14 protein-coding genes are annotated in these 13,195 nt (G+C 51.6%); 11 read left to right on the forward strand and 3 right to left on the reverse strand.

Going from position 1 to position 13,195, the window contains the following annotated elements; genetic code table 11:
- Positions 1-74 precede the first annotated feature (74 nt).
- Together NSS83_RS23485 and NSS83_RS23490 are read left to right on the forward strand one after the other, a co-directional pair.
- Positions 75-647, forward strand: coding sequence for a helix-turn-helix domain-containing protein (locus tag NSS83_RS23485; RefSeq protein WP_341346588.1), 573 nt, complete (start codon positions 75-77; stop codon positions 645-647).
- A 19-nt stretch (positions 648-666) separates the two neighbouring features.
- A complete protein-coding gene (locus NSS83_RS23490) occupies positions 667-1,485 on the forward strand; it encodes a CPBP family intramembrane glutamic endopeptidase (RefSeq protein WP_341186870.1) in 819 nt (272 codons plus the stop codon).
- Between the two features lie 29 nt (positions 1,486-1,514).
- Here NSS83_RS23490 and NSS83_RS23495 read toward each other — a convergent pair whose 3' ends face one another.
- Both NSS83_RS23495 and NSS83_RS23500 read right to left on the reverse strand, forming a co-directional pair.
- Complete coding sequence (locus tag NSS83_RS23495) at positions 1,515-2,102, reverse strand: alpha/beta hydrolase (RefSeq protein WP_341186871.1); 588 nt, start codon at positions 2,100-2,102, stop codon at positions 1,515-1,517.
- A 132-nt stretch (positions 2,103-2,234) separates the two neighbouring features.
- Positions 2,235-3,455 (reverse strand): MFS transporter, encoded by a 1,221-nt coding sequence (locus NSS83_RS23500; RefSeq protein ID WP_341186872.1) that lies wholly within the window; start codon positions 3,453-3,455, stop codon positions 2,235-2,237.
- Between the two features lie 376 nt (positions 3,456-3,831).
- On the opposite strand from NSS83_RS23500, the gene NSS83_RS23505 reads away from it, so the two are divergent.
- From NSS83_RS23505 to NSS83_RS23545, 9 genes are all read left to right on the forward strand, one after another.
- Positions 3,832-4,155: a hypothetical protein gene (locus NSS83_RS23505; protein WP_341186873.1), complete on the forward strand. Its 324-nt coding sequence runs from the start codon at positions 3,832-3,834 to the stop codon at positions 4,153-4,155.
- A gap of 80 nt (positions 4,156-4,235) precedes the next feature.
- On the forward strand, positions 4,236-5,252 hold the full coding sequence (locus NSS83_RS23510; RefSeq protein ID WP_341186874.1) for a type II TA system antitoxin MqsA family protein: 1,017 nt from the start codon (positions 4,236-4,238) through the stop codon (positions 5,250-5,252).
- 211 nt (positions 5,253-5,463) lie between these two features.
- Positions 5,464-7,428, forward strand: a complete 1,965-nt coding sequence (locus NSS83_RS23515) for an AarF/ABC1/UbiB kinase family protein (protein WP_341346589.1) — start codon at positions 5,464-5,466, stop codon at positions 7,426-7,428.
- Positions 7,429-7,446: 18 nt separating this feature from the next.
- The gene (locus NSS83_RS23520; protein ID WP_341186876.1) at positions 7,447-7,968 is read left to right on the forward strand and encodes a hypothetical protein; all 522 of its coding nucleotides are present in this window, start codon (positions 7,447-7,449) and stop codon (positions 7,966-7,968) included.
- Between the two features lie 166 nt (positions 7,969-8,134).
- Positions 8,135-9,139, forward strand: coding sequence for a tRNA-dihydrouridine synthase (locus NSS83_RS23525; RefSeq protein ID WP_341346590.1), 1,005 nt, complete (start codon positions 8,135-8,137; stop codon positions 9,137-9,139).
- On the forward strand, positions 9,136-9,855 hold the full coding sequence (locus tag NSS83_RS23530) for an SDR family NAD(P)-dependent oxidoreductase (RefSeq protein WP_341346591.1): 720 nt from the start codon (positions 9,136-9,138) through the stop codon (positions 9,853-9,855). The genes NSS83_RS23525 and NSS83_RS23530 overlap by 4 nt, the downstream gene beginning before the upstream one ends.
- A 30-nt stretch (positions 9,856-9,885) precedes the next feature.
- Positions 9,886-10,332, forward strand: coding sequence for a copper amine oxidase N-terminal domain-containing protein (locus NSS83_RS23535; protein WP_341346592.1), 447 nt, complete (start codon positions 9,886-9,888; stop codon positions 10,330-10,332).
- Between the two features lie 170 nt (positions 10,333-10,502).
- Positions 10,503-11,729, forward strand: a complete 1,227-nt coding sequence (locus NSS83_RS23540; RefSeq protein WP_341346593.1) for an RtcB family protein — start codon at positions 10,503-10,505, stop codon at positions 11,727-11,729.
- A 115-nt stretch (positions 11,730-11,844) separates the two neighbouring features.
- Positions 11,845-12,414, forward strand: a complete 570-nt coding sequence (locus NSS83_RS23545) for a hypothetical protein (protein ID WP_341186881.1) — start codon at positions 11,845-11,847, stop codon at positions 12,412-12,414.
- A gap of 69 nt (positions 12,415-12,483) precedes the next feature.
- Here NSS83_RS23545 and NSS83_RS23550 read toward each other — a convergent pair whose 3' ends face one another.
- Positions 12,484-13,173, reverse strand: a complete 690-nt coding sequence (locus NSS83_RS23550) for a response regulator transcription factor (protein WP_341186882.1) — start codon at positions 13,171-13,173, stop codon at positions 12,484-12,486.
- Positions 13,174-13,195: the final 22 nt, after the last annotated feature.

Here is a 13,195-nt window from a genome sequence, read left to right on the forward strand (position 1 = left end):
TGGAATAGATAATGTATATCATATGATACATATCATTTGATTTGTATTAATTGTTTTATTTCAGGAGGAAACCTATGGCACCCCCAAAAAAGTACACCAAAGAACAAATCATCGATGCGGCGTTCGAAATTGCGAAGACCGAAGGAGTGGATGCCGTGACCATCCGTAAGGTGGCGGAGAAGCTGGGGGGCTCCATCGCCCCCATCTATGTCAATTTCAAAGAGGCTGGCGAGCTGGTGGAGGAGGTGCACCAGAGAACCTTGGCGGTGAGCAGGCAGATTCTGGAGGATCAGAATTCCGGGCATCCGTTCCACGATATCGGGGCGGCCAGTATCCGTTTTGCCCGGGAGTATCCTGTGCTGTTCCGGGATCTGGTAATGAAGAAGAATGATCAGGTGAAGCATAATGAGGCAGAGACGCAAGGGTTCATTCAGATGATGAGAACGGACCCTGATCTGAACGGATTATCTGATGATGAACTGGGGATGATTTTGCTCAAGATGAAGATGTTCCAGGTCGGGATGAGTGTGATGGTTGCGAACGAATTGCTGCCGGACCATTATACAGAGGAGCAGATGATTCAGCTATTGAACAGCGCGGCAGAGGATGTCATCAGCACAGCGAAGCGCAGCACGGAGCAATCCTGAACCCGGAGGGGATGGTCATATGACAGCAGGCAGAACAAGGCTTAGTCTTTTATTGTTCATCGTTATTGTACTGGCGTGCGGCTGGATTGGGGTATGGGTGGATACGAAGCTGCCGGATCAGCCGGAAGGGAATTCGCCGGGCATGGGCTTGTGGCTGATTTTGCCGGTGATCGCAATGCTCGTCCTGCGGCTGGTGAACCGCGATTGGAGGGATATGGGCGTCAGGTTCAATTTTCGAGAAAATAGGAAGTGGTACGGCGCAGCCATTGCTGTCTATCCGGTAATCATGGTAATTGCGGTAGGGCTTGCTCTGCTGTTCAATAGCGCCAGCGCTTCAGAGATTGAACTACATACGGTTCTGTCACTGGTCGGGGTATCGCTCGCCGGCAGCTTGATCAAGAACATCTTCGAGGAATTCGCCTGGCGCGGCTATCTGACTCCGAAGCTGATTGAGCTGAAGCTGAATGACTGGATAATCTATCTTGTGTCCGGTCTGGTCTGGGCGCTGTGGCATACGGCTTATTATCTGGTCTTCCTGCCGGATACTTATTTTGAGACTACATCAAGATGGGGTTATGTCTTCATCGGCTGTGTGCTTATGGTTGCTTGGTCCATTATGTACGTTGAACTCTATCGTCTTACGCAATCGGTGTGGCCATGTGTGTTGATGCATGCGGTGGAGGATGGAGTACCTACCTTGCTGGTATCGGTTGCCGGGATCATTACATTCACGCCGGCAGGCGAACTATGGTTCAGCCCGACCACCGGCGTGGTAACGACGATTCTGTTCATTGGATTCGGATTATGGCTCAGATCTAGACGATTGAAGCGCGTATAGGGATGTGAGTCGGGTAAGAGATAAGCGGATTATTTGGCTCCATGCCCTATCATATCGCGAAGAACATCATAGGCAATAGGTAAAGTGGTAAAGCCGTCGCTGTCCAGAAAATGTCCGCCGTGCTCTACCTCGTGAAAATCGGCATGAATGACTTGTGCCAATTCCTTGCTGAGCGAGACTGGCACAATGGCATCATCCTTAGAGGCAATCACTGCACGTTTGGGGGCCAGCGCTGCGGCCTCGCTGTAGTTGATCTGATCCTGCGTGAACTCATCAAGCATTGGCAGGCCGGGTAACGGCTTGGTGAAGCCGGACACGAGAACCAGACCGCCGAGCGGTTCCTGCGGCCTCGCGCTGAGCAGATACTTGAGCAGAGAGACGCAGCCTAAGCTGTGAGCAACGAAATAGGTGTCTTGGTTCAGCAGCTTGGCCTTACTGGACAGATGCTCCAGCCATTCTTGAAGGTTAGGCGATAACGGCGTCGGCATCTCCAGAATATCCGAGGTGATCCCGTCTGCGTCGAGCCGCTTCTGTAACCATCCAAACCAATGATTCGCCGGGGTGGCTCCGTAACCATGAACAATATAAACATGCTTGCTGCTTGTTGGATCAGCCATATCGTAACTCCTCCCATTAAGTAAAAGTGAATATTCCCAGTCGCGTATATTATAGATTCTTCCATTCTGCATGCACAACCCCTAAAAAAGACCGCCATCCCATTAAAGGGAGGACGGTCTATTTACCTTCACTTATTCACTAGCAGGTTCCTTGTCTGTATCTGTTCCTGCAAACCTGACAAATAGGAATACTCCAATCAGAACCACGACTATCCCTGACCAGAAGAACCAGAACGGAACGCCGAACCGGTCGGCTACAGGTCCCGCCAGCGCAAGCCCGACCGGCGAAGACAAGAGTCCGATACTCGTCACGAAGGAGAGCACGCGTCCCAGAAGCTCAGGCTCGTAAGACTTCTGGATCATCGCCATGTAAGGGCCGTTGAACAAGGGGGCAGCGGCACCCATCAGGAACGAGAGGACGGTAAAAGCAAGGAAGGCCTCGCGCCCGGTCACCCCGCTCAGGACACAGGTGAGTCCGATCACAACCAGACTCAGACTCATGTAGGTGGTGTCCTTCCATCTGGAAGCAAGCACGGACAGCAGGGCACCGCCAAGGATCATCCCAATTCCGAATACGGCCTCAATCAGGCTGGCGCTGTAGCCGCCGCGTCCGAAATGCGACAGCGTCATCAAGGGGAACAGCATCGCCAGCGGCATGAATACCACACTGAAGACCGCCATGGCAACCGTTACTGTGACAATGGACTTTTGCGACAGGAAGGCCCGCCAGCCGAGCATAAACTCCCTACGGAACGAGGGGGTCTCTACGATTTCCGTCTTCGGTTGACGGATCTGTACGAACAAAAGCATAAGGTTAGCGATTAAAGCGCCTGCCACATCTAGGAGCAATACGGTTCCCAGGGAAGTAGCCGAGTATACCGCAATTCCAAGCGCCGGTCCAAGTACGCTGGAAGCAGAGAAGATGAGCTGGTTCCAGCCTGCCACCCGGGTGAGCTGGTCTTCCGGTGCTATCAGTGGAATCGCCGCCTGGAACGAAGGGGCATGGAAGGACGAGGCTGCCGAACGAATGAGCAGGATGGCATACACAATCCATAAGCTCGGCTCCCCCCATAGATAATAAGCACCCAGAATCAGGCTGGTGAGTGCAATGGCACTGTCCGCGGCGATCATGGTGAGCTTACGGTTCCACCGGTCGAGCCAGACTCCGATGAACGGGCCTAAAACCGCCTGCGGCAGGAACCCGGCCAGACCGGCCAGCATCAGCACGGTAGCCGACCCTGTCGTCTCAGTCAGATGCCAGATGATGGAGAACTGAACCATCGCAGAGGTTAATATCGAGAAGATTTGTCCGCTGAAGATGAAGGCGAACGTCTTTTTCCATTGAATATTCATAAGTTTGTACCCTCCCTAAATAAAAGCAGACCCAAGTCCGCATAGGGGCTTGGGTCTGCAACAATTACATAACGGGACAGTGCGAAACCGGGCATAATGAAATAAGCCGTAGCGGATCGCAGCCGATGTCCTTAACGTAAATAGCAGCAGCTCAAAAAAAGCCCACACTTGGTGAGAAATCAGCTTTTGTTGGGCGTGCTTACCATATACGTGGAATCATCGGCTGCCATCCTCCTCGAATTTTATAGCTGGAGCTTAACATTGGAATGTTAGAGGTGTCAATAGGAGGGAAGAAATGTGGAGATAAGTGTTATCAAATGATTGCACTTATTGAATGGTGATGGTATATTATACCCGCAGGGGGTGAATATTATAGATGACGACAGCAGAATTTCTGCGCGAGGCAAAAGCACTGATCTCTAGCGGGCGCACCTACTTTTCCAAAAGGAATGATTATGATACGGTTCAGGCTCTTTTTGACTTAGGAATCGAAGACAGAAAAGGAGCTTGGCGGGAGATTATGAAATTAAAGCCCCGTGACCAATATAAGCCGCCTGAGTTGGATCGCAGAGGATCTAATGAATTGGTCTGGTTTTTCAAAAAAGAATTTAGTGGAAAAATTGCCTACATCAAGCTGACCATCGATCAAAATCTGTGTATATGCATCTCATTTCATCCTGAAGGATACATACATAATTAATACATAGGATAAAGGGGCTTCTAGAGGCCCCTTGTCATCTTCTTCATTTATAGTAAGCCCCATTGTAGGAGGGAAGAATAATGAATTATTGCGAAACTTGTCGTGCAGAACATCCTTTTACCATAAAAAAAGAGCCTCATGTATTCAGATTTAGGGGACAGGAAATAGAACTTGAACGAAGTGTAGCTTATTGTAACAACTGTGGCTCATTGGTTGATGTTGAAGAGTTAGAGAACGAAACCATGGCTAATGTTGCACAAATCTATTCTGAAAAATACGGAATGACATCACCTGAAATCCGTAACGTTAGGCTACAATTTAACTTAGGCATCAGGCCTTTTGCTAAACTGTTAAACATTGGATCCGCTAGTGTAACCAGATATGAATCAGGGAGCTTGCCGCAAGCCACCCATTTGGAGCTTTACAGGAGACTACAGCAGCATCCGCAGGCTATATTGGAATTTTACAACAGGAATAAAGACCTGCTTACTGCGCGGGAATTGAAAATGGTGGAAACCTCACTTCAAGCTTGGACAAATTCTGAACAGTCATTTCAAACAGATGAACAAATTATTGAAGCGATCTATAAAAAAAATGAACTAACAGAATTAGCAGGATACAGTGATTTTTCCTTAGAAAAATTAATTAATATGATATTGTATTTCACTTCAGATGGTGTTCTGAAAACAAAGCTGATGAAATTGTTATGGTACAGCGATTTTCTATTTTTCAAAAGGCAAACGGTCTCTATAACTGGGGTAACCTATGTGAAATATCCATATGGCCCAGTGCCCAAAGATCACGATATGGTATTAGCCCATTTACAACATATGAATGTAATTGAGATTGATGAGCGTACCAATGATGAAGGATGGACTATGATGATGATTAAAGCTTCAGAGCCCTTTGATTCTTCAGTGTTCTCTGATGATGAGTTAGAGACGATGTTGGAAATTGAAGCCTATTTTCGAGATTATGGTTCCCGTAAAATTAGTGAGTATGCCCATTATGAAAAGGGATGGCTGGAGACAGAAGAAAAACAACCGATCAGTTATAGATACGCTGAAGAATTACGTGATTTGAGTAATACTAACTGAGATATCCAGATCAAATTCAGATATTCAACACATATGTAGAAATAGACCGCATGCCTTTGTAGAGGAGGCGGTCTATTTGCTTTCTTAAACTTATTTCCCCATGCTCCCTTCCCTATTTGCGGTGAGGCGGCTGCGTTCTTTATCCTGTTTCCGCATCTTCAGCCTCGTGTGCTATAGTGAGGATAATGAAGCGGATACAGGGGGCTGAAGGATGTTCTTTTTCATAGTAATGCTTATATGTTTCGGTGTGTTCGTAGCGCTTGCCTATATATTCAATGCGAAGCATAAGATCGTGATGCCGCTTATCAGCGCGGTGGCAGTCAGTATGCTGGTGCAAGTGCTGGAGCAATTCTATATGAGCAGCATTATTGTCGTGGCGTTCATTCTGTATTTCATTATAAGCAGCATCAGGACCTTCAAGCATGAACAGTTCCAGTTGATGGTGGCAATTCTTTTCAGCACGTCCGTTGTTACTCTCATCATAACCTCAACCTACTTCAAGCAGCCTGTAGTTCCCTCCGAAGCGGAGATGGTCAGGGTGATGTTCATCTATTACCCGCTGCTGATTCTATTTATCTCCTGCTATACCTACATGCTGCTTAGCGTATTCAATTTCAAGCTGCTTCAGTCCGGGAACCCGCTCGGGTATGTGATGGGTAAGGTGCGGGGCTTCAGGCGTATGATCCGTCTGCTCTGGATCGCTTCACGCAAAGGGCTGAATCACCTGCTCCAGCAGGATCATGCGAAGCTGCCGCAGGTGATTGCTGCCATTCTGGATAACATGGGCGGGGTGTTCGTGAAGTTCGGGCAGGTCTTATCGACCAAGAAGGATCTGCTGCCTGCGCAATACATCGAAGCGTTCTCCAGCCTGCATGACCAGGTTAAGCCGCTCAGCCGGAAGGAGCTGAAGGAGATCATCGACAGCAGAATCGGCGATCTGGAGGAGACGTATGAAGACTTCGGAATGGAGCCCATTGCAGCCGCTTCGATCGGTCAGGTGCATCTGGCGCGGCTGAAGTCCACGGGAGAGAAGGTCGTCGTCAAAATCCTGCGGCCGGATGTGAAGCAGAAGATGAGCGTAGATCTGGATCTATTAATCCAATTCGTGACCCGGCTCTCCGAACGCTCCTCCAAAATCCAAAGACTCGGCTTAATCCAGCTCGCCCAAGGCTTCAAAACGAATCTGATTGAAGAGACGGACTTCGACATCGAAGCGCTGAATACCAACCTGCTGCGCCAAGCATTCCAGGAACACGATATTCCGATACAAGTGCCGAGGATCTACGCCGAGTACTCGACCAAGCAGATTCTGACCATGGAATATATTGAAGGGCACCGGTTCACCCGAAAGGTGAGCAGCGATGTGTCCGAAATGATCATGCACGCATTCCTGCAGCAGATTCTGATGATCGGCATCTTCCACGCCGACCCGCATCCCGGCAATCTGATGCTGACCCAAGACGGGAAGGTCGCGCTGATTGACTTCGGTTCCGTGGGTTATCTGACGGAGGAGGAGCGGGCCGGGATGTTGAATTTCCTGATGGGCTACAGCCGGAAGGAGACGAAGCAGATGGCCCAGGGCCTGGCCGGAGTCTGTGAAGAAGGGGAACTGCTGGATGTGCGAATGATCGAGCGGCGCCTCGGCAGACTTTTGTCCGAAGCCTCTTTCTCGCCTGATCCTACCAGTGTCATGATGAGACGGCTGATGTCGATGATTACCGAGCTGGGAATGTCTTTGAAGCCGACGGTGGCCGGGGCCTTCCGGGCGATTATTACCCTGGACGGGACCTTGTCCTCTGTAGATGAGTCGTACTCTCTATCCGCAGCAAGCCAGTCCTTCGCAGACCAGATGGATCAGGGGCAGATCGTCAAGGAGCAGCTGAACAAGGTCAAGGGTCGGCTGGAGGACTATATCCCGAAGCTGCTGGAGCTGCCGCTGCTGAAGGACAACCGGATCACTCTGGCGCGTGAGGACAATCATAGTCTGACGGATTTCATCGGGACGCTGACGGTTGGGATTTTCACCGTGATCTGTATGGTGGTCATGCTGGCCAGCTTCTGGGTGCAGGGGGAGATCATGCGATTCGTCCTGGCTCCCCTATCGATGTCAGGCTTCGGCACGGGGATGATTATTCTGATGATGTCCGTGATTAAGCAGTTGAAACCCAAGAGTTAACGGAGGGCGTATAAGATTATGGCGAATCCACTCTCGAACAAGAAGAGAATACGCGGCTGGAAGCGCAGGATGAAGCAGATTGACCAGTGGAAAAAGCATAATATGCACCTGGACCTGGAGGAGCTGCGAAGCGCGCAGCGGGATTATGTGAAGCTATGGATCGACCCCTTCTACAGGTTGAACAGGCGCAATCCGCCGGTGTGGTATTCCCGCTTGCTGCTGGAGGCGATGATTGAGGTGTATCATGCCTGGTCCCGGCAGATGGCAAGTTTCAATGAACCTTTTTATTTGAGAATCTGGTTCTATCATCCGAACTTCATCCAGTCGCAGATCGTGGTCGCCTTCCGGGATGTGCTGCATTTCTACGATAATACCTTCGAGGCAGGAGGAGGGAGCCAGAAGTTCCCCTGGGAGCTGTACGGGACAGTGCCCGGTCTCCAGGGCTTCATATGGGAGCCGGCTGTTGAGCCGGAGCCTTACTGTTTGCCAGGACAGCCGAGGTCCCAAGCCGCACAGGTATGGTTAGGCAGAATTCAATAGCAGTGAATATACACACACAGCCTCAGAGACTCCTCTGGGGCTTATTGTCTGTAGAAGGGGGAGGCCCCTTGGCTGGCGGCTACAAATCCCAAGGAGTTATGATATAATTTAGCTTTACTACAGCCGGATAAGGGATTATCCCGGCACGCATAGAGAGGTACTTCAGATGATAAATAATTTCTGGCGTGAATTGCCACGCCCTTTCTTTATACTGGCACCGATGGAGGATGTGACGGATGTGGTGTTTCGTCATGTGGTGAGTGCGGCGGGCCGGCCGGATGTGTTTTTTACGGAGTTCGTCAATACAGAGAGCTATGCCCATCCCGAGGGGAAGCAGGCGGTGCGGGGGCGGTTAACCTTCACCGAGGATGAACAGCCGATGGTCGCGCATATCTGGGGGGACAAGCCGGAGTATTTCCGGAAGATGAGCATCAGCATGGCCGAAGAGGGCTTCAAGGGCATCGATCTGAACATGGGTTGTCCGGTTGCGAATGTAGCCGAGAATGGCAAGGGCAGCGGCTTGATCTGCCGTCCCGAACTCGCAGCGGAGATTATCCAGGCGGCGAAGGCCGGAGGACTGCCCGTCAGCGTCAAGACCCGGCTCGGGTTCACAGATGTGGACGAATGGCGGGGCTGGTTGACTCATATTTTGCAGCAGGACATTGTGAATCTGTCGATTCATCTGCGGACCAGAGAGGAAATGAGCAAGGTGGATGCCCACTGGGAGCTGATTCCAGAGATCAAGAAGCTGCGGGATGAGATCGCGCCGGATACGCTGCTGACGATCAACGGGGACATACCGGACCGGGAGACGGGCCTGAGGCTTGCCGCAGAGTACGGAGTGGACGGGATTATGATCGGACGCGGGATTTTTCATAATCTGTTTGCGTTCGAGCAGGAACCGAGGGAGCACAGCAGCAAGGAGCTCCTGGATCTGCTGCGGCTGCATCTGGATCTCCATGACCACTATTCTGCGCTGGAATCACGTTCCTACAAGCCGCTGTCCCGCTTCTTCAAAATCTACGTCCGCGGCTTCCGCGGCGCCAGTGAACTCAGAAACAACTTAATGAACACCAAGTCCACCCGCGAGGTGCGTGCGCTGCTGGATGAATTCGCCAGCAAAGAGCAGGACGGGACCGGAGAGCTTGGGGAATCGAGGGAGGGCGTATGAGAAACTTTATTATTTTCGGAGCAAGCAAAGGCTTAGGAGAGGCCTTCGTCAAAGCGTTGCCGGTGCCGGGCGATCAGGTCTGGGTGGTCTCCAGAACCTGCCCGGACAGCATGAAGCTGGAGGATGGGGTGCAGCGGACCTGGATTGAGGCTGACTTGGGGAAGCCTGATGCTGCGGGCCGGATTGCAGAGACATTGAACGGCGTTCCCCTGGACGTATTCATCTATAATGTTGGCGTATGGGAGAGCAGGGGGTTCAGCGATGACTATGATTTTGAACAGGACGACCCGGCTGAGATTGCCAGCATCATTAACATTAATGTGACTGCGGCGATTACGTGCATTCAGAAGCTTTTGCCGAATCTGAAGGAGTCTGCGCATGCCAACATCTTCTTCATCGGTTCTACGGCAGGCCTCGATCATAATGATTACACCCAAGTCTCGTTCACCGCTTCCAAGTTCGGTCTGCGCGGGATCGCCAATGCGGTCAGGGAGCATGTGAAGCCGTATGGCATTGGTGTGACGGTCATCAATCCCGGTGAGATTGCTACCCAAATTCCGCTGGAAGCGGGGGTAGAGCCTGTCTTGTCCGCCTACAACGGCACGCAGATTCCGCTTCAGGACATCGTCTCCCTAGTGCAATGCGTCATGAACCTGTCCAAGGCCTCCTGTGTGAAGGAGATTAATATTCCGGCGATGCTGGATTCGAATGCTTAGGGATGAACTCTTAATTTGGAGGAGAGCCTTATGAAAATGAAATTTATAATACCGTTTCTTGTTTTCATCATGGCCTCAGTAAGCTGTTTTTCAGTCTCCAGTGTGTGTGCAGCAACACCAACCACGTATGGCTCTGTTATTGTAGACGGGAAGCCACTTGGCTTCGATGCTAAGCCCATCATCATCAATGGGAACACAATGGTACCGTTTCGTAAAATATTCGAAGCATTAAATATGGAAGTCCAATGGGATTCCAAAACCGGAAGTGTTACGGCCCAAACCACAGAAATAACGATTAAAATGACAGTGGATAGCCTTAAGGCCAAGGTCAATGGCAAAGAATTCACTTTAACTCAAACGCCATTTAATACACCTGAAGGTACGGTTTATGTGAATCTCCGTTTTATTAGCCAAGCCATAGGGGCAACGATAAGCTGGGATAATGTGAAGAAGATTGCAACCATAAATACTAAATAAAATGAAGCGCCCCACATTTCTGCCCCCGATTTGTGAGATATCCCCAGTTCGTAATACTTCCGCCATGGTCGGCGCTTCCAGAATGAGCGAATATAGACACAGAAGCTTAAGAGAGCATGGAGGACACTGCAGCATCATCGTGGTGTCCCGATCATAGGAGGTTAAAAGATATGGCTTATCAGAATATTGACGGTGTGCGTGTGTGGGGGAAGCCGGATGAAGGAGCCATGGTGCAGGCCCGGATGTGTGCGGAGAATGGCAACGTGGTGCAGACCCTGCTCATGGCGGATCATCATAAAGGCTACAGCCAGCCAATTGGCGGGGTTGTCGTGTACGACGGACAGATCTCGCCGTCTGGCGTGGGTTACGATATCGGGTGCGGGAATAAGGCGGTGCGGACCGGCTTGACGATGGCGGAGCTGCGGCCGCGGCTCTCGGGGGTTATGGATGAGATTGCCCGCCGGATCTCCTTCGGTGTAGGTCGCGTTAATAACGAGCGGGTGGACCATGAGCTGTTCGACGACCCGGATTGGGCGGTGTTCAAAGCGGTGGGCAGCGGAGTACATGATAAGCTTAAGACTCTGGCCCAGAGCCAGCTCGGCACTGTCGGCAGCGGCAACCACTTCGTAGACATACTAGAAGAAGACGCAACCGGCCGGGTGTGGATCGCCAACCATTTCGGCAGCAGAGGGTTCGGGCATAAGACAGCGAGCGGCTTCCTTAACCTGGCAGCAGGCAGAGACTTCCTGGCGAATGCCCCCGGGGAAAAGATGGATCAGCCGCCCGTACTGCTCGACCTGAACAGTGAGCTGGGCGACATGTATTACAGAGCCATGAAGCTGGCTGGACGCTACGCTTATGCGGGAAGAGACTATGTCATCCGGCAGGTGCTGGCTATTCTGGGAACGGAAGCGGACCTGGAGGTGCATAACCATCATAACTATGCCTGGAAAGAGACGCATGACGGCAAGGAAGTCATCGTTGTCCGTAAAGGAGCTACTCCGTCCGCACCCGGCCAGATGGGCTTCATCGGCGGGAGCATGGGAGACATCTCCGTGATCGTCCAGGGCAAGGACAGCGCGGAGAACCGGGAGGCCTATTACAGCACCGTTCATGGAGCGGGCCGAATCATGAGCCGGACCCAGGCTGCGGGCCGGATGAATTATAAAACCCGTACCCGCAGCGGCGGTCAAATTACGACAGCGCAAATGCTGGAGGCGGTCCGGCAGTTCGGCGTAGTACTGCGCGGCGCGGGGACGGACGAGAGTCCTTTTGTCTACCGGAAGCTGCAAGAAGTGCTGGACGCGCACGCAGGGACCATTGAGGTTATGCATGTGCTGAAGCCCGTAGGCGTATGTATGGCTGGTGCGGATGAGTTTGATCCGTATAAGGATTGAGTGGGATATCCATCTCGAAGTTTCCATAGACGGGCAGCAAGGACGGGAAGTATGGTAACATAGAATTTCAGAAAGAGGCCGGCAGGCCTTTTCCCATTTTCATGGAGGTGAATACATGTCCTGGAGCAAACTCAAGCAACAATTGGAGGGCTTCCTCAGTCCTGCGGTAGAGGGCCGGGTGGAGTACCGTGCGCCCGCTTACCGCTATTCGCCTGATAAATCAGGCACCTGTTATATTACGGTGGACAAGAAGAACATCCTCACCATGACCGATAAGTCCAGCCCCATCCGCTGGTACTCGTCCGAGCTGGAGGTTAAGAATGACCCGGAGCTGCATATCTCCGTCACCCATGAAGACATTGAAGCCATCAGACTGACGGCCAAGGGGCCGATCCCTGAGGACCGCCTAGTCATCATGGCCCGAAGCCGCTTAACCACCGAACACGCTAAGGCATTAATGTTGGCCCAGGCTGCCCTGACGAAATCGAATTTCATTGTGGTGGCGAACAAGTTCCTGGTTACTCCTATCGAGGAGAGCCTGGAGAGCAGCGATATTATCTTGAACATTCTGGCCCTGCTGGACCGGAGAGTCGGGCGGAAGCGGATCGAGGGGATGGCCGGGAAGATGCAGCGGAAGCATCCGGCGGTGGAGTATTTCTATGATTTGCGGCGCGGGGCACGATGATTGTTATAGCCGCAGCCGCTGATACGGTACCGTCCTTTAAAAGGTCGGCAAAGCCGTTTCCGCTTGTACTCAGCGTTTCCCGGCAACCAGCATATATCCGGCCCCCCGGACGGTAATGATCCGCTCGGGATGGATAGGGTCTTCCTCGATTTTTTTGCGCAAATTACTGATGTGGACCGCCACTGTTCGCGTATCCTCCAGACTCTTCATCCCCCAGATGAGGTGAAACAGCGTATCAGCAGTGACCACTTGATTCACGTTCTGTGCCATGTAAGAGAGTAGGCTGAATTCTTTTTTCGACAGAAAAATCGTTCGGCTGCCCATATGGACAGACTGTGCATAGAAATCAAGCGTTAGTCCCGGCAGTTCCAGCAGTTGTTCCCTTCTGCCCGTGGATACCCTGCGGAGATGGGCCTTGATCTTGGCCATGAGTACGCCCGGACTGAACGGCTTGGTCACATAATCGTCCCCGCCATACGATAAGGCGCTGATCTTCACCTCATCCTCCTCTTGACTGCTTAGGAACACAATCGGCGCATTCGTGTAATGGCGTGCGTTCTTGCACCAGTCAATGCCGTTCTCATTCGCCAGCAGCACATCCAGTACGATCAGGTCTGGATTAAATGAAGCAAGCAGCAGCATAGCATCGGCGCCGTTATGGCAAGACGAGGAGTCGAAGCCCTCCCGCTGGCAGTATAGCTGAACAATCTCACAGATGTGGGGATCGTCGTCGACAATCATAATTCGGTATGTGTCCATTCTATTGTCACCTTCCTGCTTC

It is taken from the genome of Paenibacillus sp. FSL H3-0469 (assembly GCF_038051945.1).
In the GTDB taxonomy this organism is placed as follows: domain Bacteria; phylum Bacillota; class Bacilli; order Paenibacillales; family Paenibacillaceae; genus Paenibacillus_AQ.

What these genes read in the sequence shown, in the direction of transcription:
- NSS83_RS23485 (WP_341346588.1), top strand. Translation starts at nt 75, where the DNA reads ATGGCACCCCCAAAAAAGTACACCAAAGAACAAATCATCGATGCGGCG.
- NSS83_RS23490 (WP_341186870.1), top strand. Translation starts at nt 667, where the DNA reads ATGACAGCAGGCAGAACAAGGCTTAGTCTTTTATTGTTCATCGTTATT.
- NSS83_RS23495 (WP_341186871.1), bottom strand. Translation starts at nt 2,102, where the DNA reads ATGGCTGATCCAACAAGCAGCAAGCATGTTTATATTGTTCATGGTTAC.
- NSS83_RS23500 (WP_341186872.1), bottom strand. Translation starts at nt 3,455, where the DNA reads ATGAATATTCAATGGAAAAAGACGTTCGCCTTCATCTTCAGCGGACAA.
- NSS83_RS23505 (WP_341186873.1), top strand. Translation starts at nt 3,832, where the DNA reads ATGACGACAGCAGAATTTCTGCGCGAGGCAAAAGCACTGATCTCTAGC.
- NSS83_RS23510 (WP_341186874.1), top strand. Translation starts at nt 4,236, where the DNA reads ATGAATTATTGCGAAACTTGTCGTGCAGAACATCCTTTTACCATAAAA.
- NSS83_RS23515 (WP_341346589.1), top strand. Translation starts at nt 5,464, where the DNA reads ATGTTCTTTTTCATAGTAATGCTTATATGTTTCGGTGTGTTCGTAGCG.
- NSS83_RS23520 (WP_341186876.1), top strand. Translation starts at nt 7,447, where the DNA reads ATGGCGAATCCACTCTCGAACAAGAAGAGAATACGCGGCTGGAAGCGC.
- NSS83_RS23525 (WP_341346590.1), top strand. Translation starts at nt 8,135, where the DNA reads ATGATAAATAATTTCTGGCGTGAATTGCCACGCCCTTTCTTTATACTG.
- NSS83_RS23530 (WP_341346591.1), top strand. Translation starts at nt 9,136, where the DNA reads ATGAGAAACTTTATTATTTTCGGAGCAAGCAAAGGCTTAGGAGAGGCC.
- NSS83_RS23535 (WP_341346592.1), top strand. Translation starts at nt 9,886, where the DNA reads ATGAAAATGAAATTTATAATACCGTTTCTTGTTTTCATCATGGCCTCA.
- NSS83_RS23540 (WP_341346593.1), top strand. Translation starts at nt 10,503, where the DNA reads ATGGCTTATCAGAATATTGACGGTGTGCGTGTGTGGGGGAAGCCGGAT.
- NSS83_RS23545 (WP_341186881.1), top strand. Translation starts at nt 11,845, where the DNA reads ATGTCCTGGAGCAAACTCAAGCAACAATTGGAGGGCTTCCTCAGTCCT.
- NSS83_RS23550 (WP_341186882.1), bottom strand. Translation starts at nt 13,173, where the DNA reads ATGGACACATACCGAATTATGATTGTCGACGACGATCCCCACATCTGT.